Genomic DNA, 23,572 nt, shown 5'->3' with positions numbered 1-23,572 from the left:
CCGGAATTTATTATAACATATATTTCAAGAAAAAACACGCCTGATTCAGACGTGTTTTTTAATATTTATTTTTGATTAATAAGAATTCTCTTTAACTCAATAAGATCTATAATATTATATTTACCGTCAGAATTCAAATCTGAAAGTTCCAGATCAATTTCTGTATCTATCTTGCGAAGCCACTTTGAAAGAGCAACAATATCGCTCACATCAATTTTTCCATCATTATTGACATCCCCTTTAATTTTATCTGCTGACTGGGAGTTGTCATATTCATAAACGAGCTTAACTGTAGAATAATTTACAACAACATCTGATCCGGTACTTCCTTCTTTTTCAGAAAATTTCCACCAATCCGGCTGCCATTGTGCATTTTCGTCAAGTACCTCTGCCTTTACAACTTCCTTTGAAGCATTGGTATATTCATCATCAAAAGGTACAGATATTTCACTTTGTCCATTGGAAAAATTCACTGATTTAAAGCCCCAGAAATTTTCACCTCCATCAACAGGTGACAATTCAGAAAAGCAAAGTCCGCCGCCTCCGCTGTAATATGATGAACCTTCTGTTGAATAGCTGTTTACACTGAATATAAATTCCTTCAGGTGTTCTTTATCACCGAGAGGAATCAGATATGCACCGTCTTCCGACAAAGACAGATCGCTTACATTATATACAGTTTCCTTTACAGTAATGTCCGGAGCCTCATATACTTTAGCGTCAGTTTCTTTATCGGAAATTACAACATGAGCAACTGAAAGAGGAGGCAATGTAACTTCAATTTCGTTTCCGTTTAAATCATTCTGTACATTAATAATGCGTATGTCACTGTGATCCTGTTCTACAGCGTAAACCACAGCACTCTTATAATCAGATGAAGAACCATCAATTGTAATTACAGCATTTTCAGAAGCTGTTTTATTCTTGTTGGAAAGTACTACGCCAACAGTTGAATCATCATTGTCATCAATAGCTGCAAACGCAGCAGATTTTGAAAGATCATCTGTTTTTGTTTCAACAAGAGTATTACCGAAATCTGAGCCCTTTCCGTCATAGTTTGTATAAAGATTAATTGCAGATTCTACATAAGGGCATTCAGGAAGTGTTCCCCAATATGTTGCAAAATAAACATTATTTTCAGCGAAAGCACCCAGTGCTTCTGATTCAGCAATAGCAGAAATCACATTTTTACCTGTTGTTTTTTCATTTGAAATATCAGCCAGATTATATTCAGAAATTGCAATTTTTGTACCTGGATAGTACTGATCTATTGACTTTTGTATATTTGGAAGAAGCGGAAAATATTTTCCATAGTATGGCTGAAGCCAGCTATTTTCCACATATGATTCATCATAAAGACTTCTTGCAGCCTGAAGCTTTCCGTCATCAGTAGAGCAATCCTGTGCATAATAATGAACATCAACAACATCCAGCAGTCTCTGACCTGATTCTTTTTCGGCATTTGCCATACTTTCAAGATAGTAATCAAGATACCAGTTATAATTGCCTTTTATGCTTTCCCACTTTGCATCTGTAAAATCTGTAGATGTTCCAGCCTGAATACAGGGAAGCATGCCCCAGAGTGCTGGTCCGTAAACTTCAGCATTTGGATCTATTTCTTTTACTACTTTTGCAAGCTCTACAGATTTTTCAATAAGCTCATCAGCCGTACACTCTTCAGGATGGTTATACGGATGAGTATCGTTCCACAAAAACGGTTCATTATCAAGGCTATAGCCCTGAATACCTGTTGATGTTGTAGAGTCTCCCAGATTTTCAACAAGATAATTTACATATTCATCCATATAAACTGTGTTGTCGGTCAAATCCGGTTCCAGAAGAAGCTCTGCATTTTTCCGGAAATCAACACTCAGCCATCTGTCTGAAGGTGCAGCAGTTGTTACTTCTCCGAGTTTGTCAGCAGCAACATATCCAGCCATCTGCAATGTTGTAATTTTATATGGAATATTATATTGTTCACATTCTTCCGAAAGCTTTCTGGCTGCATACCCAGGACCATTTGAAATATCACCGATATTTGTATCTGAGCTGTTTATCCAGTCTTCACCCGCATTAGACCAGTTTGTTTCCCAGTTATAGCCTGTATAGCGATTTCCGCCCTGTCTTGCAGCATGTACAGTTACATTTTTATAATTGTTTGTATTTCCATATTGATTGATACCATAAATATATGGACTTATTTTTTTCTTTTCACCAGACAGATTAACAGAAACATTCATGCTGTAACTTTCAGCAGAATCTTCTGCAATTACTGAAACAGGCTGTACAATACATGCTATTGACATAATACCTGCAATAAGTCCGGCAAATTTACGATGCAAATGCATTTTAGTGATCCCCCTTTAAATACTGTTTAATTTTTCGTCAATATTTGATTCAGAATAAATCATCTGAAATCAGGACAGGTCCTCAGCATTTTTACGATAAGAGCAAGTTTACCGTAAAAATACTTATCAAAACCTGTTGTTAGTAAACACCATTTACACAGTGTTTACAAATTCAAAAGAAACTTTTATTTTCATTTCCTTATTTTATAGTATATCACTAAAACCTTGAAATTTCCTTGAGATTTTTTATATAAAATTTCGTTAGCAAAATACGGACAACCGTTTATTTTAATTTGAGTATTATGATATTAGTAATATGTTTTGGAATATAAAATAAAAAGGAAAGCCGCATCGCTCTCATTTTGAAGTGAGTATGATGCGGCTTTGATTATATCAATATCAAGACCATATTCATAATGTGTATAAGATGATTTAAGATTTTTTTGCAAGGTATCTTGCAATTGCTGCTGCATCACGGACATTTATAATAATATCCGCATTAAAATCACCCAGGAACGGAATTTCATCTGTTTTTTGTTCTGCAAGCTTACGAGCAATAAATGCTGCGTCTCTTACATCAACCTTTCCGTCCATATTTGCGTCTCCGCGCAAGTCATATTCCTTATGGCATATGGTACATTCACCCTGACTCAAATCATATTCATGACTGCATTCTTCACCGCAAAGTGTACATATTCCTGTCTCGTCATACTCATGACTGCATGTTGCTCCGACTACGAAAACTTCTGTTGTTATAAACTCTTCTTTCGGAGTATATGTAACACTGATATTCCCATTTTCATCTGCTGTAATCTGATTAATGTAAAGCAGATTTCCTGAACCGCATGGATTTGCAAGAATTCTTGTTCTTACATGATATACATTGTAAACTTCTCCCGGAATAAGGTCAGTAAATTCAGCTGTTTTTTCAGAAGCTGCGGCTCTTGATTCAATTGCTCTGGTTGAGTTATTCTGTCCGCCGCTTGCTGAAGTATTTCCGGCTGGATCTGCACCTGTAGAATCATCTTCTGAAATTACGTCTCTGGTCTGGTTGCTAACAGTATTATTAGTGTTTGTAGTATTTGTGTCTTCTTCATCTGCTCCGAAAATTTCAGGTGTACTGCTTCCTCTGCTCCATGAATAAAGCGTTCCGTCTTCTGTTACAGCAAGACCCATGTTAGTACCACAACTTACATCAACAACATCACTCAGTACATCATCATATTTATATCCTGATCCGAATAAGCACAGATTTCCGTCTGTTGTTATTGCAGCACCATATTCAGATATACTTGTACCACCATTTATAGAAACATATTTCATACCATTTGTATACACTTTTGGAGTTGCACTGTTCTGAATACCATTACTTGTACCCCAAAGATACAGACTGCCGTCAGCTGTTACAGCACTTCCTGTCCATGAAGCCATTGACGATGATATAACATTATCAAGGATTTTTACAGGAACGTTACTATCAATACCATCATTATAGGTGCCATCTCCACCTGACTGACCATTTCCAAGCTGTCCCCAGGCATTATTTCCCCATGTATAAAGACTTCCGTCATTTGTTATAGCCATACTCTGCAAGCAAATGTCCGCATGCTTAACATTATTCATAACAGCTGTTGGAGTTAATCTGTCAATGCTTGTGCCATCTCCCAACTGACCAATTGTATTATCACCCCATGTTAAAAGTGTTCCGTCTTTTGTAATAGCCATTGTATAAGCATGGAGATTCGTTGAATACCATCCACACTTGTTAGAAATTACACTTTTCATACCTGTCATTATTTTTTTAGGAGTTAAACAATTAGTTTTTGAACCATCTCCAATCTGACCTTCATTATTCTGTCCCCACATATAAAGACTTCCGTCTTCTGTAACTGCTCCGCTGTAATTATATCCCAAGCTTACCTGCGCAACATTTTCAAGAATTTTTATCGGCTTGTCACTGCTTGTTGTTGTACCGTCACCCAGCTGACCATAAGAATTGTCACCCCACATCCAGAGATTTCCATCCTTGTCGATGGCAGCATAATGGTTAACACCTGCGCTTACAGAAACTATATCTTTAAGCGTACCTGATGAACTCTTTTCAAGAGTAAATTCAATTTCATTTGAATTATCCTGAACTGTGATGCTCTGAGACTTGGATTTAAAGCCTGTTTTCTTTGCCGTTATTCTGTATTTACCATTTCCGACTGAAAATTCTGCTTTTCCATCTTCATCGGTTTTTACAATAATTTCATCTCCGTTTGGAACTGCTGTTCCGTTTTCATCAGTCAGCGTCTTTACTGTCAGCGAAACATCCTGAATCAGGTTTCCATCCTCATCCTTTACTGTCACGTTCTGAATATTGCTTGAAAGCATCATAATTATTTCTGCATTTTTTCCGTTAATTAATACACTCTTTGATGCAGCACCTTTTGTTTTATCAATTGCAGAAACTGAATATGTTCCGCTCGAAACGTCAAATACTGCCTTTCCTGAGCTGTTTGTTTTAAGAATCTGTTCTTTCCCGGAAGTTACCTTGTCGCCGTTTTTGTCTTTTACCATAACAGCTGATACTTCAGCTCCTGAAACAGCTTTTCCGTCCTGATCCTTTACAAGCACGGTCATTTTATAATCCTTACTTCCAAGAGTAAGATTAACAGTCTTTTTGGTTTTAGCAATATTTATTTTCTGACTGTCTGTAATATACTCATCCTTGTCTGCCGAAACTGTATATGAACCTTCCGGAACATAGAATTTTGCATTACCCTTACTGTCCGTATCTACGCTGTCAATATTTGCTGTATTAACTGATACGGTTGCTCCTGAAACTGCTTTTCCAGCTTCATCCTTTACATTTACATCTACAAGATAAGCTTTATGCGGGCATTCGCCAAAGCCAAATTCTGCGTAGTCAAATGAGTAATAAAAATCTCCTGTTTTTCGGGTAAACTCAACAATAGTAGCTTCCGCTTTAATAGCGCCGTCTAAAAATTTAAGTTCAACATTAAGCCGTGCTTTTGCATTAACATCACCGTCTACACATAACTTACATTCATGTTTTTCACTTGTAGATTTATCACCTGTTTTGATAAGCGTAAGCGTTCCCTTAAATTCAAGTCCGGCTCTGGGTTTTAAACCTGCCTTGGCAACCTTGGGACTTATAATATTTACATTAACTTCTGCTTCAATGCCCACAAACAGTGAACCTTCTATTTTAAGAGTACCCTCACCTTTCGGACCTGATGACAGATCAGACCAGCCGTCATCACTATCCCATGAAAATCCGTCTGTATTGGTAATTTTCTGCGACCATGTAACACTTGCAGATGCTTCTACAATAAATTTAGGTTCAACACCTACATTAATGCACGCTACAATAGGAATATTAACACCACCCAGTGCAAATTCCTTTTCAAGCGGTTCACCGAACATTTCAGCATCTTCGGTTTTATCTTTTATTGTTAACGAACCTGTAAATGTATTTACATCACTTTTCTTGAATTCAAAATACTGATATGACCATGTTATGTAAACTTTAAGGCTTACTTCAAATTTAGCTTCTACCTTACCTGATAATTGTACTTCTCCTACTTTCTTTATCTTATAATTTCCGCTTAATTTAAAGGAAAGTCCAACAGAACCTTTTTCATTATAATCAGCAATTGCCCTTTCCTGATTCTGCTGTTCTTCATTTTCTGCCTCTGAATCTTCTGTAAATCCCTCAAAGGTTACCCCTTCTCCTAATTTTGAATCATCATATGTGGCTTCTTCAAGACCTGCTTCTTCATCAATCTTGACAAAATCAAATATTTCATCAAGCGATGTTTCCGCACCGTCGATAGTAACTGTTGTACCGTTTACTTCAATTGAATCAACCTTAGCAATAATCAGCTGATTTTCTCCGTAATTATACGCAAAAATATCACCTTTTTTAAGTCCGGTAAAATTGCTGTCAGCATTTTCAATTACATACACACCGTTTTCATCATCAGCAGACTTTACAGTATTTACTCCCTCGACCAGCGGAATTTTAATTACGCTGTCCTTATATACGGCAAAGTTGTTTGTCTTGTCATCGTCAAGATTCAGTACGTTTTCCAGCTCAAAATCATCTGTTGTCTTTGCGAAAAACTCCTGCATTTCCTGTGTGTAATTCGGCGAATCATACTCAACACTCAAAGGACGCATTGTAGTATTTTCAACAAGAAATGCTTTCAGATAAAAATACTGCGGAAGAGTTCCTTCAATTGTTACTGTTGTTTCCAGTTCCTGATTAGTTACTTCCTTGCTGCCTGAAGCGACCAGCTGAGTACCTTCCTCATTAAAAACAGCTACAACAAGTGTACAATTTTTTAAAGCTTCAAATTCAACAAAAGCTTCATTTGTACTTGTGTCAACTTCTACGGATGTTACCTTGTAGCCGTTTCCCTTCAACTGTTCTTCTGTTTCTTCATCGAGTGCATCTGTCAGAAGACTTCCGAAAGAATTGGTGCTTCTGATGTTTGATTCACTGCTTGCATATGCGTTTTCAGACTGGTTCACACTCTCCTCAGCTCCAACCGGAACAGCAGATGTTATAATGCTTACCGACATTACAGCTGAAAGAAAAATTGATAATAACTTTTTCATAAATCCTCCTGTTTTTACATTTTTTTACTATTACATTATATCATATGTTTATTAAATCATCTTCAAACTTACGTTAAATTATTGTTATATTTTTTAGTTTATATACTATGATTTCCTAAAATTTAAAAGTCTCATCAGGCTTTATTACTATATTCCCAGCACTGCCTTTTCTCATTGATATCACCTCATAAAATAAACCTTTATAATTTTATTTTATATTTTCAATGTAAAAATCAAAAGCATGATTTAGCAAAATTTAAATTATGTTTTATGAATTTACGTATTAGTATAAACCAAACAGACAGGTAAAATAAAAAACCATAGCAGAATTCCTACTGCTATGGTTATACTTTTTATTCAATCTATCCCATCGGTTATATCAAGAGCTGATCTGATTACTTTATCCATATCATAATATTTATACTGTCCCAGGCGTCCGCCGAAAATAACGTTTTTTTCCTTGTCTGCAAGTTTTCTGTATTTCTCATAAATCCGGTTGTTTTCCTCATTGTTTACCGGGTAATAAGGCTCAGCACCGGGTTTCCACTCACAGGGATATTCTTTTGAGATAACCGTAAATTTACTGTCGCAGCCTTCAAAGTGCTTATGTTCAATAATTCGTGTGTATGGTATTTCTTTTTCAGTATAATTAATCACTGCATTCCCCTGAAAATTTTCAGTTTCAATTCTCTGTGTTTCAAATTTCAGGGATCTGTACTGCAATGCGCCGAATCTGTAATTATAGAATTCGTCAATCATTCCGGTAAAAACAATATTTTCTGCAATGTCCGGATTTTTTTCTATAAAGTCAAAATAATCTGTATTTGTCATAATGTCAGCACCATCAAGCATTCTGCTGATTATCTGTGTATATCCGCCAACAGGTATTCCCTGATAATGATCGTTAAAATAATTATTGTTAAATGTAAAGCGAAATGGCAGACGTTTGATAATAAAAGCTGCTAATTCTGTACAGTTTCTCCCCCATTGCTTTTCAGTATATCCTTTGATAAGTTTTTCATAGATATCCCTGCCGGCAAGGGATAATGCATGTTCCTCAAGATTTGAAGGATTCATATTATGATATTCTGATGTCTGCTCCTTAATTTTCTGTTTTGCTTCCTCAGGAGTTCTGACTCCCCAAAGCTGGTAAAATGTATTCATGTTAAACGGCAGATTATAAAGCTCACCCTTGTAATATGCAACCGGAGAATTAATGTAATTGTTGAATTCAGCAAACTGATTTATGTAATCCCATACTTCTTTATCAGAGGTATGGAATATATGCGCACCATAAACATGAACATTTATTCCGTCCTGGTTTTCAGTATAAACATTTCCTCCTATATGGGAACGTTTATCTATAACAAGACATTTCTTTCCTTTCTTCATAGCTTCATGTGCAAAAACAGAACCAAAAAGTCCGGCACCTGCAATAAGATAATTATATTTCATAATTATTTCTCCAATCTTGTATCATAAATGGGATATACACAGTCACTGTTGATTTTTTTCGGACTGAAAATTGCTTTTTTAAGCCAGTCAAGTGACTTTTTTCTTTCTCTTTCAAGAATAATGTCTGCCGCCCTGTAATCAGGCACTTCAAAAAGCAAAGGATTCTCTTTGATATGAGATGCATCTGTAACATAATGTTCTTTAAGATCAAAAGTATCAAGAAGTGAATCAAATCTTGAACTGCCCCTTCTTGAATTTGCTATCCCGATAAATGGTTTTTTATATATAATCGCAAAACTCAGTCCATGACATGAATCTGTAATTACAAAACTGCTGTTTTTTATGTAATACAGCCAGCTTTCAGTCGTAAGATTTTCAACAACATTTTTATCAAGATTCATTCTTTTTTTGTTTTCTTCAAACTTCCATGGAACTCCGTCAAGCATAACAACAAGTTCACAATTCAGATATTCTGCTGCATAAAGAAGTGCTTCCCGCTTTTCAGGAGTAGGGTCAAGAATGTATGCCGCAATGTAGTTCTTTTTAACTGTTGAACAGGCTGCCTGTGAGTTATCTGCAAGCTCATCAAAAATTCTGCGGTCGGCAGCAAACACTGCGTCAAGAACCTGCACTGCCTCAACGTCATAAACATCACGGCAGATATCAACACCGCTTTTTTCCCGAACTGAAATCCCGTCAAATTTTTTCATGTACTCAGAAATAGCTGTTCTCTCTCCCGGAGCAGAAAAATCCCTGTCATGTCCGAAAGATGCCGCATAGGAAATCTTCTTTTTGCTGTCATCAACAAAGTCAAAGTAATATGACATTCCGAAAGGACGGCTTATTCCTCTGTTCCAGACCTGATCTGAACCCATGATAAATGTGTCAACATGCCTGTTTAAAGTTTTAAGCTCCCTCAGACTGTAAATTCTGCTGATTTCATAATGCTCTTTTGCAAAACGTCTGGAATGAGTATCGCCATGTTCCGGATCATTTTCATTTATCATAGGTTTATCTATCATAATAATGTTCAGACCAAACGAACGTACTATTTCATGCAGGGCATAATATGTAGCAACGCTTCCATAGTTGCAGCCGAACCAGACTCCGTAAATCGCAGCATCAAACTTTCTGTTTACTGCATAATCATAAGCTTTTTCAAGTGACGCTCCGTTTTTTATATACTCAAAATACATTTTTCTTGCCGGATGTGATTTAAAGGTTTTATTGAAAGGCTGTCCATTTGACAGTACATGCTCAATCGGTATTTCACTGCATACTGCAAGACGTTTTTTTATTTTATCAAACAGTTCCTTTCCAGCCTGACTGTTTACAGAAACAATTGAAGTTCCTTTCCCATCGGTAAGTTTCTTATTAAATCTTTCAACACCCCAGAAATCCGCAAGGGTGATATCGCCCTGTCTCGGAAGCTTTGAAAATTCACAGTTACCGCAGTATTCCCTCGTGGAAAGACATGGCAAAAAGGCTTTATAATACGGGTCAGTAAGGCGTGAGGCTCTTTTTATACTTCCGTCTTTGTATTTCACTGTCATTTCCGTGGACCAGCCGAAATAATCCTTTTCACGAAATCCTATAAATTCAAGCTGGCTGCGGTCATAACAACTGTCTATGTATTTTTGAAACACTCCCGGCGAAGGACTTCCATGACACATAAGGTCAATTGTATAAAGCCTGTCTGTCGGTGTGTTCTGCAGTGCGGCATAAAGACCGGCAACCTGACATGGACATCCGCAGAAAAGTACCGGTATATTTTCTTTAAGAAGCTTTTTTATCTGTGAATAAACGTTTCCGGTATCACTCTGGACATATTTTGATTTTCTCAGTATATCAAGCTGATTTGCAGAATCAATAATTATATGCCTTACGACAAAACTGTCTGTCATAGCTGCACCGCAGACTCTTCCTCCGGCATTTAATATTTCCTCAGCAGCAAGAGTAAATATACCTCCTGATGAACTGTTTTCCCTGACAGGTTCATCAGTATAAGCCGCATAACATTCAGGCTTTGGATTATTTTTATAAACCGGATCAAGTGAGGGACATATTTTTCGGCACAATCCGCACTCTGAGCATTTATTATAGTCAACAACCGGAGATAAAAACCCCTCGTCATCATACTTCATAGAAATAGCTGAAAACGAGCAAACATTAAAACAAGCACCGCAGCCGGAACAATATTCTCTTTTCAGACATTCTATAGTTTTCAGATCATCATTTTTTAACTTATCTGCCGGATTTTTTTCCTCTGAAAACTCAGAAGCAGCATGTCCGTTTTTTATATTTTTCAATATGGATTTAATTTTCATATTCCAAGATAATTCCTCCAGAATTTTTCAGATGTCATTTCAGAAAACTTTTCTCTGTACTGTTTTTCTATTTTAATGTGATTTCTTTTGTAGCTCTTCATAACTTTACAATAACGCTTTAAAAGCTCAAAGCATTTTTTTCTTGAAATGGTTCTCAGACATCCGGTATTGTCATTCTTATTTACGGCAATAAGCTTTTTATGCATAAAGTTTTTACCCGGTACAAAAAACCAGTCAAAGGCGATTACAGCCGGCGTGTTCCTGAGAAAAAATCCCGGAAGAAGATGACCATTTATAGTAACAACATATATCATCTTCTGAATTATATTTAATTTTTTATATTCGTAAGGATCCTGAGATGGATTGTATCCTTCAATTAAAGAAACTGGACATAGTTTTTCGTTTTTTGCAGAATGTTCCTTCAGTGACTGTTCTCCGTTTAAATTCTCAAGGAAGTCCGGGCCTTTAAGAAAATCCTCCACAGAATCAAGCAGCTGCTCCGCATTGCTGTATGCAAATTCAGTCAGGTTGTGCCAGAAAAGTGTACGAATACGGTCTATAAAACTTATATCTGTGCATATTCCGCTTGCTGCTGCAATAATAAAGCTGTTTCTGTGAACCTGGTAAAGCTCCATTGCAGCATTGAATTTTCCTGCAAAACCCACATGCCATATACAAATCCCATTAAGAGTAAGAAATTCTGCTTTGTTTCTCAGACTGAATTCAACATCGTCGCCTCTTACAAATACAGGAAGAGGCAGTCCGTTTTCTTTTATTTTCTTTGAAGGAATACAGCAATACCACCATCCTGCATAAGCATTTTCAAGATTTTCCTGAGATACAAATTCATTTGTGATTATATTTGAAAGCAGACGCATGTCAAGATGTGGTTTAAGAGGCCCGTAAGAAGCATCCTTTTTATGAACATAACCGATATCCTCATACTGCCTTTCTCTTATATCATAATCAAACATTGCTCCGCTTAAAAAACGTCCGCTGAATTCATCCTTTAAAATTCTCAGAAGATAAAAAGTCCGGAAAATACTCTCCGCTATGATCATCACATCATCATCCATAAGAAGAATATGAGTTGGTTCTTTTTCAAGAGAAAGTGCCTCTATCATACCTCTTGTAAAACCTCCCGCACCGCCTGTATTGCTGTTAGGATAAACCTTTAATCTCTCACAATTCAATTGGTCAGGGTCGAGGGCACGTTCATTGTCAATTATATGCACAAAAATATTGTCTTTCAGCTCACTGTTATTCAAAACACACTCTTTAAGTATTTTAATATTATTCTTTATAAAATCCTGTTTTTTAAATGTTGTTGTAACAAGAGAGATCCTGACATCATGAACTGCATTTTCTTCAGTTAATGCCGAATACCATCCGCCATATATTTCTAAGTTTTCAAGTGCAGTAATACAGAATCCGAAAAGCGGATTTCTGCTTTCAGGAATATCTATAGTAATTTCAGACATTTCCTGAACTGTATGTACTTCTGCTTTCGTAAGTCTGAGATTAAAATTGGAAGAAATTCTGAAAATATCATAAAGCTCAACAGATAATTTTCCTCTTACAACAAGATGCAGTCTGAATGATTGTGCATTTGTATATGTTTTCCAACGGGTTATCTGTAAGCAGTTAAAATATGTCATAAAATTTGCAAAACCATATTTCCCCATAATATGACACTTTTTTTCCGGATCATAGCCCAGCGGCATATTACTTGCATTTCTTCCTTTTACTGTTAATTCGTGATAGTTCTGCAAATTAGCGTCAATATCATAGGGTAAAACTAAATTCTGAATTTTAACATCTGTCTGACTCATTATTTTCTCCTGTTCATAAAAAATCATGATTATTCCTAAATTTATTATATATTGCTGAATCAAGAATTTTCCTGTATGTTTTTTCACTTATATGCAGATAATTCATAACCTTCATAATCCGGTAATGGTTCACTGCGGAATTATAAACATCCGGGCAAGATTCCTTCATATAATTCATATATTCTGCCGCATATTTTCTTCCCCCCCGCTTATCACTGTCATATACAAGGGAAGTAAGTAAAAAGCTCAGCAAAAGATGATAAATTTTTGCATTATAATATTTTATGTTTCCGCTGTCAGCACTGTATTTATCAAGTATGCTTCTTTCCTTTACAAGTCTTTCAAGCACTGCTTTGATATGTGAAATTCTTCTGACCTGATTATCTGACGAAACACTCTGTAGGCTATCACCGATACGATATTCATATATAAAAAGATCCAGCGGAACAACACCTTCGGAAAAACAACATGGAATTGCAGCGTATTCATGATCCTCATAAAAAATATGTTCGGAAAGCTTTATAGAATTTTTCATGTAAAACTCCCGGTTGTACGTTATACCGTGAAATGTAAGTCCTCTGTCAAAGCTTTTCCAGTCTGACATGATACTGTCAAGCGTATATGCTATCCCGAATTTCTGCGGATAGGTTCGCCAACACTTTACTGCTCCATCAGTTTCATTTATGGTGCGGTAATGTGTTAGAACTGTATCAGTATTCATATTTTTAAGAGCATTTATAAATGCCGGCAGACTTTGCGTATTTATCCAGTCATCTGCGTCAATTACTTTTATATATTTTCCCGATGCAAGTCTGACACCCTCATTAATTGCTGAACCATGCCCGCCGTTTTCCTTGTTTTTAAGACTAAACGACCCCGGATACTTATTTATAAACTCCATCGCAATGTTCTCACTGCCGTCATCTGAACCGTCATTTACTACAATAACCTCTATATCATTTATAACATTGCATACAAATGAATTCAGACATTTTTTCAGCCACTTTCTGCTGTTATATGATGGAATAATTACAGATAAAACTTTATTCATTTTTAGTCTTTCCTTTTTTTAGCCTGTTCTCCTTAATACCAGTACATATGTATAAAAATGCCTTTGCAGCTGATATTTCATTTTTAAACTGTTTTCTTTTAAAAAGAACATAATACATTCCGTAAAAAAAAGCCGGAACCATTCCCATAATATACCTTGTAGTTACTCCCCTATTTACAAAAAATTCTTTATTATAGCCTTTGAACCAGGTTGACTCCGTCTGCTTTACATCTGCAATTTCCAGAGGATAATAATATATTTTTAATCCTGCATCAAGACAGTCTGACAAAAACTTAAATTCCTCCTCAGCACCGTTTCCGGTACCGGCACCCATATTTTCATCAAACCAAACCCCTGAATCTATTATTTTTTTTCGTTTAAATGAAATTTGCCATGAACTGATTTTCATTATATCAAATCTGTTGAGTTTCTTTATTTTACCTTTAAACTTTTCCGGAATATTTGCGGTTTTGAATGCTATAAGGTCTGCATTATCAAGTTCATGATAAGCATGAATAATTTCTTTTTCATAATTCTCATAAAAGTACTCATCATCATCGCAAAGAAGACATATATCCCCTTCTGACATTCTTATTGCCATATTCCGGCTTTTAGTCAGTCCCCTTTCCTTAACTGAAAAAATACGTATAGTTTTATCTCCATGCTTATAATGAAGACTCTTTTCCTGTCCGCACTGATTAATTATAATCGTATCAGAACATATGTTGGAGCGCATAATAATATCATCTTTAAGATTCATGCATGAAAGAAGAATTTCAAAATCTGCCATTCTTATTTTCCCCTGAAATTTTCGTTTTAAAAATTATATCACACTGCCTGAATATTAACAAGGAGTTAAATAAATATTTAACATAAATTTAAATTAAACTGAAACTAAAGTTTACAAACAACTAAATTTTATCATAATTTAACACAAAAAATATATTGCTATAACAGTTGTATGATATAATTCTATTAATAAATTCTGAGCAATGAGAGGAAAACGCCATGAATTACAGCGTACTGATTCTGACTTACCGTGAAGAAAATCCATTATATCTTGAACAATGTCTTGAAAGTATGTTTACACAAACCATCTTATCAGATGATATTGTTTTGGTGTGTGACGGCGGACTTACTGCTGAAATGTACTCTGTCATACAGGCATACAAGCTAAAATACCCCGACATATTCAGAGCGCTGTATCTTGATAAAAATTATGGCACTGCTTATGCTTCAAACTATGGAATAAAAAAATGCAGAAATGAATTGATAATCAAAATGGATTCTGACGATATTGCAAAACCTTATCGCTGTGAAAAACAGATTAAGGTGTTTGAAGAAGATGCATCTGTGGGAATATGCGGAGGTTACATAAGTGAATTTGACAGCAGCACAGGAAAAGAAATATCAGTAAAAAAGGTGCCGCTTTTTTATAATGAAATTTTAAAATATTCCAAAAGAAGAAATCCTATTAATAATCCCACGCTCGCTTTTAAAAAATCCTGTGCCGATGAAATAGGAGGATATAAAAATTTGAGCCGATGTGAGGATTATGAATTTATATGCCGCATGCTTGCCAATGGTGTAAAGGCAGTCAATATTCCTGAAATTCTTGTTGAGTACCGTACAACTCAAGACAACTATAACCGCCGCCGTAACTGGAAAAACACCAGCAGTTTTTTAAAAGTAAGATGGAGCAATTATAAAAAAGGCTATTGCAATTTTCTGGATTTTCTAATTCCTGCTGCTATGCAGTTTTTTATGTTTCTGATGCCGGTCAAGTTTACCGAAACTGTTTATCGTTACATACTCAGAAAATAAAAAAGTGAACAGCGGCAAGCTGAACTGATTCCTATTATGTATACCCCATTGATTTTAATGATAATTATATTTATGTTCAGGTTTAGAAAGTATAACCATAGATGGCATACCAAACAGCTGCTGTATCAAAATATCATAAAAAATAAAAAGTCCAGTTTTCACTGGACTTTTTCGATAAACTTAAACGGGTATTCATTTGAGAATACCCGTTTTATATTATTTCTGGTCATCAGACACGACCAACTGCAAACAGATAACACTTTGTTTTACCTGTTTCATCTGTATCTATCAGATATCAGGCATAATTGTTGCCGGTGACGGAACTGCTGAATGCTGTTCCGTATTATTTTCGTTTCTGACGATCTGTACTTTATTATAAATATCCATACCTGTTCCTGCCGGAATAAGCTTACCGATAATAACATTTTCCTTAAGACCGAGAAGCTTATCGCTCTTACCTCTGATAGCAGCATCTGTAAGAGCCTTTGTTGTTTCCTGGAAGGAAGCCGCAGACAGAAAGCTGTCAGAGCTTGAAGCTGCCTTTGTGATACCCTGAAGTACAGGAAGAACTGTAACATACTCAAGATTTTCTTCACCATTTTCGATTCTTGCTTTGATTGAACTGTTAACTTCTTCAATTTCCTTCTTGTCAACCAAAGCACCCGGAAGCAGATAACTGCTGCCTGACTCTGCAATCTTGACTTTCCTGAGCATCTGGCGTACAATAACTTCGATATGCTTATCATTGATATCAACACCCTGCAGACGATAAACCTTCTGAACTTCATGAATGATATAGTTCTGAACAGCCTGAACCCCCAGAATATTAAGAATATCAGCCGGATAAACGTTACCTTCCGTCAGCTTGGTACCCTTTTCAATAACTTCATTTTCCTTAACTCTTATCTTGAAGTTGTAAGGAACCATATAAGTTTCAGTTTCATTTGTTTCCTGATTTGTGACAATAACATTTCTTGTGGTCTTGATTTCTTCAATATGAACCACACCGTCAATTTTTGACAGAATAGCTGCATTTTTCGGACGTCTTGCCTCAAACAGTTCCTCGACACGTGGAAGACCCTGTGTAATATCTTCAGCAGACGCAATACCACCTGTATGGAATGTTCTCATTGTAAGCTGTGTACCCGGTTCACCGATTGACTGTGCAGAAATAATTCCGACAGCCTCACCGACAGCCACAAGATTTCCGTTTGCAAGGTTTGCACCGTAACATTTTGCGCATACGCCGTGTTTGGATTTACAATGCAGAACAGAACGGATTTTGATTCTTTCAACTCCGGAATCGCAGACTTTCTTTGCATCAGCGGCAGTCATAAGCTTATCCTTTGACATTATAATGTCGCCGGTTGTTTCATCTCTCAGATCTTCAACAAGATATCTTCCCACCAGTCTTTCAGCCAGCGGTTCAATCATTTCATTTCCGTTTTTGATTTCATAAACTTCAATACCGTCTGTTGCATGACAGTCATGCTCACTGATAATAACATCCTGTGAAACATCAACAAGACGTCTTGTAAGATAACCAGAGTCAGCAGTACGAAGAGCCGTATCAGCAAGACCCTTTCTGGCGCCTCTTGATGAAATGAAGTATTCCAGAATGTTAAGACCTTCACGGTAATTGGCTCTGATCGGAATTTCAATGGTAGTACCTGATGTGTTCGCAATAAGTCCGCGCATACCTGCAAGCTGTCTTATCTGGTTAATACTACCACGGGCACCTGAATCAGCCATCATGAAAATAGGATTGTATTTGTCAAGTCCGTTTTTCAGAGCTGTTGTTACATCATCAGTTGCCTTGTTCCATACATCAATAACTTTTTTGGATTTTTCTTCTGATGAAATATAACCATATTCATACTGGTTTGTGATAACTTCAATTTTCTTATCTGCTTCAGCAAGTATTTCCTTCTTCTGCGGAGGAATTGTAGCATCGCAGACAGCAACAGTAATAGCAGCTTTTGTAGAATATTTAAATCCCAAAGCTTTGATTTTATCAAGTACCTCAGAAGTTGTTGTTGTACCGTGGATTCTGATACATCTTTCAATAATATCAGAAAGCTGTTTTTTACCTACAAGGAATGATATCTCCAGATCAAACTGCTTATCAGAATTTGTTCTGTCAACATATCCCAGATTCTGAGGAATATTTTCGTTAAAGATCAGTCGGCCTACTGTACAGTCAATGATTTTTGATACTTTTTTATCACCGATATCCTTTGTAATTCTTACCTTTATTGCAGCATGCAGAGAAACATCATGTTCATTATATGCCATAAGTGCTTCATTGACATCTCTGAATACTTTGCCTTCGCCCTTTTCTCCCTCTTTCTGCATAGTAAGATAATAAGAGCCAAGTACCATATCCTGGGAAGGAACGGCAACAGGGCAGCCGTCTGAAGGCTTTAACAGGTTGTTTGCAGCAAGCATAAGAAATCTTGCTTCTGCCTGTGCCTCAGCAGAAAGCGGAAGGTGAACAGCCATCTGGTCACCGTCGAAATCGGCATTGAACGCTGTACAAACCAGAGGATGAAGCTTGATTGCACGTCCCTCAACGAGAATCGGTTCAAAAGCCTGAATACCGAGTCTGTGCAGTGTAGGCGCACGGTTTAACATTACCGGATGATCCTTGATAACATTTTCAAGAGCGTCCCAGACCTCTGTTGATGCTCTGTCAACCATTTTTCTCGCACTCTTTATATTTGCAATCACCTTTGTATCAACAAGTCTTTTAAGAACAAAGGGCTTGAAAAGTTCAAGAGCCATTTCTTTCGGAAGACCGCACTGGTACATTTTCAGTTCAGGTCCTACTACGATAACAGAACGTCCTGAATAGTCAACACGCTTACCAAGAAGGTTCTGACGGAAACGTCCCTGTTTACCCTTAAGCATATCTGAAAGAGATTTCAGTGCTCTGTTGTTAGGACCTGTAACAGGTCTTCCGTGGCGTCCGTTATCAATAAGAGCGTCTACAGCTTCCTGAAGCATTCTCTTTTCATTTCTTATAATTATATCCGGAGCGTCCAGTTCAAGCATTCTTTTAAGACGGTTGTTTCTGTTGATAACACGTCTGTACAGATCATTCAGGTCGGATGTTGCATAACGTCCGCCGTCGAGCATAACCATAGGACGAAGATCCGGCGGAATAACCGGAATTACATTAAGAACCATCCATTCAGGTTTGTTGCCTGAGAGTCTGAAAGCTTCAATAATTTCAAGTCTTTTTAAAAGCTTGATTTTCTTCTGTCCTGACGGCAGTCCTTTAAGTTCTTCTTTAAGATCATCGGACACAACCTCAAGATTATTTCTCCATTCAGTATCAACTTCTGCAAAGGCCTTGCACTCTTCACAGTCGCAGGTCAGCGGAGAGTGTGTGCATTCAACCTTTTTGCCTCCTAAAGATACCTTTCCGGAATTTATAAGTCTGTTTTTAAATACATCATATCTGTCTGGATCATATTCCTGAAGCAGTTTCTGTATTGCCTCCGCACCCATTTCAGCAACAAACTCGTCTCCGTATTTTTCTCTTGCATCAAGATATTCCTTTTCGGAAAGGAGCTGTTTTTTTACAAGTTCACCAGTATTTCCCGGATCAAGAACAATATATTTAGTAAAGTAAAGTATTTCTTCCAGACGCTTCTGTGATATTTCAAGCACCTGACCGATTCTGGACGGAGTACCCTTAAAATACCATATATGAGAAACCGGAGCAGCAAGCTCGATGTGTCCCATTCTCTCACGTCTTACCTTTGCACGTGTAACCTCAACGCCGCAGCGGTCGCAGATTTTACCCTTAAAACGGATTTTCTTGAATTTTCCGCAGTGGCATTCCCAGTCCTTCGTAGGTCCAAAAATTCTTTCACAGAACAGACCGTCTCTTTCAGGCTTCTGGGTTCTGTAATTTATAGTCTCAGGTCTTTCAACAGCACCGTATGACCAGCTTCTTATCTGCTCAGGTGATGCAAGACCGATTTTTATTGAATCAAAAGTATTAAATTCCAAACCGTTACCTCCTAGTCGGTATCACGATGCCGTCGGCCGGTAAATTTCCGGCGGGCGGAAATCAGATTTCATCATCGTCCATAGACATATCAAAGCTGAACATATCATCAGAATCCGGATCATCAAGATCTTCTAAAACATCGTCATCATCATCTTCGTTTTCTTCCAGAGTAAAGCCGGCGTCTTCCATATCCGAATCGTTATATGCATCGGCGTCAGCGTTTTCATCTGCAAACGAAACTGGCTGAGGCAGAATATCATCATCATCAAAGGACTGTTTAAGATCAATTTCATTCTGGTTTTCATCAAGTACTCTGACATCAAGGCAAAGTGACTGAAGTTCCTTGATAAGAACCTTAAATGATTCCGGAATTCCCGGTTTCGGTACATTCTGTCCCTTTACAATTGCTTCATATGTGTTTACACGTCCTACTGTATCGTCAGATTTAACAGTCAGTATTTCCTGAAGAGTATATGCAGCACCATAAGCTTCCAGTGCCCATACTTCCATTTCTCCGAATCTCTGTCCGCCAAACTGAGCCTTACCGCCCAGAGGCTGCTGAGTAACCAGAGAATAAGGGCCTACTGAACGTGCATGAATCTTATCATCAACGAGGTGATGCAGTTTAAGATAGTACATATATCCGACAGTTACACGGTTGTCAAACTGTTCACCGGTACGTCCGTCATAAAGAACTGTCTTTCCGTCTTCGTCCATTCCGGCTGCTCTGAAGCATGCTCTGATGTCATCTTCGTGAGCCCCGTCAAATACAGGAGTCATAACGTGCCAGCCAAGAGCCTTTGCAGCCATGCCAAGATGAACCTCAAGCACCTGACCGATATTCATACGTGAAGGTACGCCCAGAGGGTTAAGCACGATATCAAGTGGTGTTCCATCCGGCAGGAACGGCATATCCTCCTGAGGCAGTATTCTTGAAACGACACCCTTGTTTCCGTGACGTCCTGCCATTTTATCACCAACAGAAATTTTTCTCTTCTGAGCGATATAGCAGCGAACCAGCATATTTACACCCGGACTAAGTTCGTCGCAGTTTTCCCTTGTAAACACCTTAACGTCAACAATGATACCTGATTCACCGTGAGGAACCTTAAGAGAATTATCTCTTACTTCTCTTGCCTTTTCACCGAAAATAGCTCTTAAAAGTCTTTCTTCAGCAGTAAGCTCAGTTTCACCCTTTGGTGTAACCTTTCCTACAAGGATATCTCCGGCGTGAACTTCAGCACCGATTCTTATAATACCGTTTTCATCAAGATCCTTCAGAGCGTCATCACCGACGTTTGGAATATCTCTTGTGATTTCCTCGGGACCCAGCTTTGTATCACGGCATTCAATTTCATATTCTTCGATATGAATAGAAGTAAATACGTCATTTTTTACGAGATTTTCATTAAGAAGTACAGCGTCCTCGTAATTGTAACCTTCCCAGGTCATAAACCCGATCAGGGCATTTTTACCCAGTGCAACCTCACCGTCAGCTGTTGCAGGACCGTCTGCAATAACCTGACCCTTTACAACCTTTTCACCGCGGTCTACAATAGGTCTTTGATTTATACATGTTCCCTGGTTGGAACGTTTGAATTTTGTAAGCTTATATCTGTATTCAAGACCGACTTCGTCCTTGATAATAATTTCATCAGCACTTACTGAAGAAACAACACCATCCTGTTTTGCCAGTATGCATACGCCTGAATCAACAGCCGCCTTATATTCCATACCTGTACCGACATACGGTCTTTCTGTTTTCAGAAGAGGCACTGCCTGTCTCTGCATGTTTGCACCCATAAGTGCTCTGTTTGCGTCATCGTTTTCCAGAAACGGAATCATTGCAGTAGCAACAGATACAACCATTTTAGGAGAAACGTCCATATAGTCGATAAGTTCACGCTCGCATTCAAGAATCTTGTCACGGTAACGTGCATTAACCTTAGCTCTTGCAAATTTTCCGTCTTCTGTAAGAGGTTCATTCGCCTGAGCGACAATGAAGTTATCCTCAACATCAGCCGTCATGTAAACTACTTCATTAGTAACCACGCCTGTTTCCTTGTCCACTTTACGGTAAGGAGCTTCAATGAAGCCATACTCATTGATTCTTGCAAACGTAGCAAGATACGAAATCAGACCGATGTTAGGACCTTCAGGAGTTTCAATAGGACACATTCTTCCGTAATGGCTGTAATGAACGTCACGGACTTCAAATCCGGCTCTGTCTCTTGAAAGACCGCCCGGACCCAGTGCTGAAAGACGTCTTTTATGAGTAAGTTCAGCCAGAGGATTATTCTGATCCATGAACTGTGACAGTGGGGACGAACCGAAGAATTCCTTGATAGCTGCTGTAATAGGTCTTATGTTAACCAGAGCCTGAGGAGTAATAGTTTCCATATCCTGAGACTGTAAATTCATTCTTTCCTTTACAACTCTCTCCATTCTGGCAAATCCGATTCTGAACTGGTTCTGAAGCAGTTCGCCTACGGAACGGATACGTCTGTTTCCAAGATGGTCAATATCATCAACTGTTCCCACGCCCTCGCAGAGGTTCAGGAAATAGCTTATTGTTGCATAAATATCATCAAGAATGATGTGCTTCGGAACGAGTTCATCAACTCTCTTTTTGACATTTTCTTCAATTTCTTCAGCATCAGCAGAAGTTTCAAGAATATCTTTCAGAACCTTAAAGGAAACCTTTTCATTAATGCCGTACTGTGCAGCGTCAAAATCAACATAACCGCTGATATCGACCATTCCGTTACCGATAACCTTAACTTCCTTTTCAACCATTCTGATTGCATTTTCGCCTGTTTCAGTAACAAAATATTCTTTTGCTTCAACAGTAAGATAAGCTTCATAAACGCCTGCCTGTTCAATTTCCATTGCCTTATCAAAGGTCAGCTTATCACCTGCGTCTGCCATAATTTCACCAGTCAGAGGATTAACAACTGGTCTTGAAAGAATATGACCGGAAAGGCGTGAACCTATGCCAAGCTTTTTGTTGAATTTATAGCGTCCGAATCTTGCAAGGTCATATCTTTTAGCGTCAAAGAAAAGATTATTAAGATGTGCGACCGCACTTTCTACTGTCGGCGGTTCGCCAGGTCTGAGCTTTTTATATACGTCAATAAGAGCGTCAGAATTGTTTTTAGTACCGTCCTTCTGAAGAATTGTCTGAGCCAGTCTGTCATCCTGACCGAAAAGGTCGAAAATTTCTTCATCAGATCCCACACCGATAGCTCTTATAAAAGTTGTCAGCGGAATTTTTCTGTTCTTGTCTATTCTTACATAAACAACATCGCTTGAATCCATTTCATACTCAAGCCATGCACCTCTGTTAGGAATAACTGTAGCCTTAAACAAGTCCTTACCTGTCTTATCCTTTTCAAATGAGTAATAAACACCCGGAGAACGTACAAGCTGTGAAACAATAACACGCTCTGCACCGTTGATAATAAAGGTTCCGCTTTCAGTCATAAGCGGGAAATCACCCATGAAGATTTCGCTTTCCTTTACATCACCCGTTTCCTTGTTCCATAGAGTTGCTGTAACTCTCAGCGGAGCGGCATAGGTAACATCTCTTTCCTTGCACTCTTCAATGGAATATTTCGGGGTATCATCAATTTTATAATCGACAAAATTCAAAACGAGATTTCCGTTATAATCGGTTATTGCGGAAACATCACGGAAAACCTCTTTGAGTCCCTCATCCTTAAACCACTGATAGGAATTTTTCTGCACCTCGATAAGATTCGGAATTTCAAGAGCTTCATTAATTTTTCCAAAGCTCATTCTGACATTCTTTCCAAGCTGCTGCGGCTTGACATTCACCATAGGCTTAAGACCTCCTTATTTTTTACCGGCGGAATAACTTCCTTTTGCAGTCGTCTGACTGCACACGTAAATTAATTTCCGCTTTTTCTAAAAGTCTCTTGACATACCAGCTGATTATGTGTTATACTATTCTGTCAAGAAATTTTTCCAGTCATATTGATACATTTTATTATTATAATGCATTTTACCGCATTTGTCAAGACATTTTTTATAAAAAAGCAAGCACGAGCAACTTTTATTACATA

At 37.7% G+C, this 23,572-nt stretch carries 10 protein-coding genes; 1 reads left to right on the top strand and 9 read right to left on the bottom strand.

All coding sequences use genetic code 11. From position 1 onward, the window contains the following. Positions 1–65 precede the first annotated feature (65 nt). The 7 genes from ACI4WO_RS04670 to ACI4WO_RS04640 form a co-directional block, all read right to left on the bottom strand. Entirely contained in the window at positions 66–2,348 is a 2,283-nt protein-coding gene (locus ACI4WO_RS04670) for a glycoside hydrolase family 44 protein (protein ID WP_439806396.1), read from the bottom strand. 432 nt (positions 2,349–2,780) lie between these two features. Next, positions 2,781–6,977 (bottom strand): carboxypeptidase regulatory-like domain-containing protein, encoded by a 4,197-nt coding sequence (locus tag ACI4WO_RS04665; RefSeq protein WP_439806395.1) that lies wholly within the window; start codon positions 6,975–6,977, stop codon positions 2,781–2,783. Positions 6,978–7,334: 357 nt separating this feature from the next. Next, the gene (glf, locus tag ACI4WO_RS04660) at positions 7,335–8,435 is read right to left on the bottom strand and encodes a UDP-galactopyranose mutase (RefSeq protein WP_439806404.1); all 1,101 of its coding nucleotides are present in this window, start codon (positions 8,433–8,435) and stop codon (positions 7,335–7,337) included. Next, positions 8,435–10,759, bottom strand: a complete 2,325-nt coding sequence (locus ACI4WO_RS04655; protein ID WP_439806394.1) for a polysaccharide pyruvyl transferase family protein — start codon at positions 10,757–10,759, stop codon at positions 8,435–8,437. The genes glf and ACI4WO_RS04655 overlap by 1 nt, the downstream gene beginning before the upstream one ends. After that, positions 10,756–12,591: a hypothetical protein gene (locus ACI4WO_RS04650; protein WP_439806393.1), complete on the bottom strand. Its 1,836-nt coding sequence runs from the start codon at positions 12,589–12,591 to the stop codon at positions 10,756–10,758. Before ACI4WO_RS04650 ends, ACI4WO_RS04655 begins: the two co-directional genes overlap by 4 nt. Before the next feature lie 13 nt (positions 12,592–12,604). Continuing rightward, entirely contained in the window at positions 12,605–13,642 is a 1,038-nt protein-coding gene (locus tag ACI4WO_RS04645) for a glycosyltransferase family 2 protein (protein ID WP_439806392.1), read from the bottom strand. Continuing rightward, a complete protein-coding gene (locus tag ACI4WO_RS04640) occupies positions 13,635–14,432 on the bottom strand; it encodes a glycosyltransferase (protein ID WP_439806391.1) in 798 nt (265 codons plus the stop codon). Before ACI4WO_RS04640 ends, ACI4WO_RS04645 begins: the two co-directional genes overlap by 8 nt. A 218-nt stretch (positions 14,433–14,650) precedes the next feature. On the opposite strand from ACI4WO_RS04640, the gene ACI4WO_RS04635 reads away from it, so the two are divergent. Continuing rightward, positions 14,651–15,466: a glycosyltransferase gene (locus ACI4WO_RS04635; RefSeq protein ID WP_439806390.1), complete on the top strand. Its 816-nt coding sequence runs from the start codon at positions 14,651–14,653 to the stop codon at positions 15,464–15,466. Between the two features lie 288 nt (positions 15,467–15,754). Here the strand turns inward: ACI4WO_RS04635 and rpoC are convergent, their stop codons facing one another. After that, positions 15,755–19,486 (bottom strand): DNA-directed RNA polymerase subunit beta', encoded by a 3,732-nt coding sequence (gene rpoC / locus ACI4WO_RS04630; RefSeq protein WP_439806389.1) that lies wholly within the window; start codon positions 19,484–19,486, stop codon positions 15,755–15,757. A 61-nt stretch (positions 19,487–19,547) separates the two neighbouring features. Beyond that, positions 19,548–23,327, bottom strand: a complete 3,780-nt coding sequence (gene rpoB, locus ACI4WO_RS04625; protein ID WP_439806388.1) for a DNA-directed RNA polymerase subunit beta — start codon at positions 23,325–23,327, stop codon at positions 19,548–19,550. Between the last annotated feature and the right edge of the window lie 245 nt (positions 23,328–23,572).

Source organism: Porcipelethomonas sp., assembly GCF_051893655.1.
Classification (GTDB): domain Bacteria; phylum Bacillota; class Clostridia; order Oscillospirales; family Ruminococcaceae; genus Porcipelethomonas.
The sequence above is the reverse complement of the archived record's forward strand: the minus strand, read 5'-3'. Positions and strand labels throughout refer to the sequence as shown.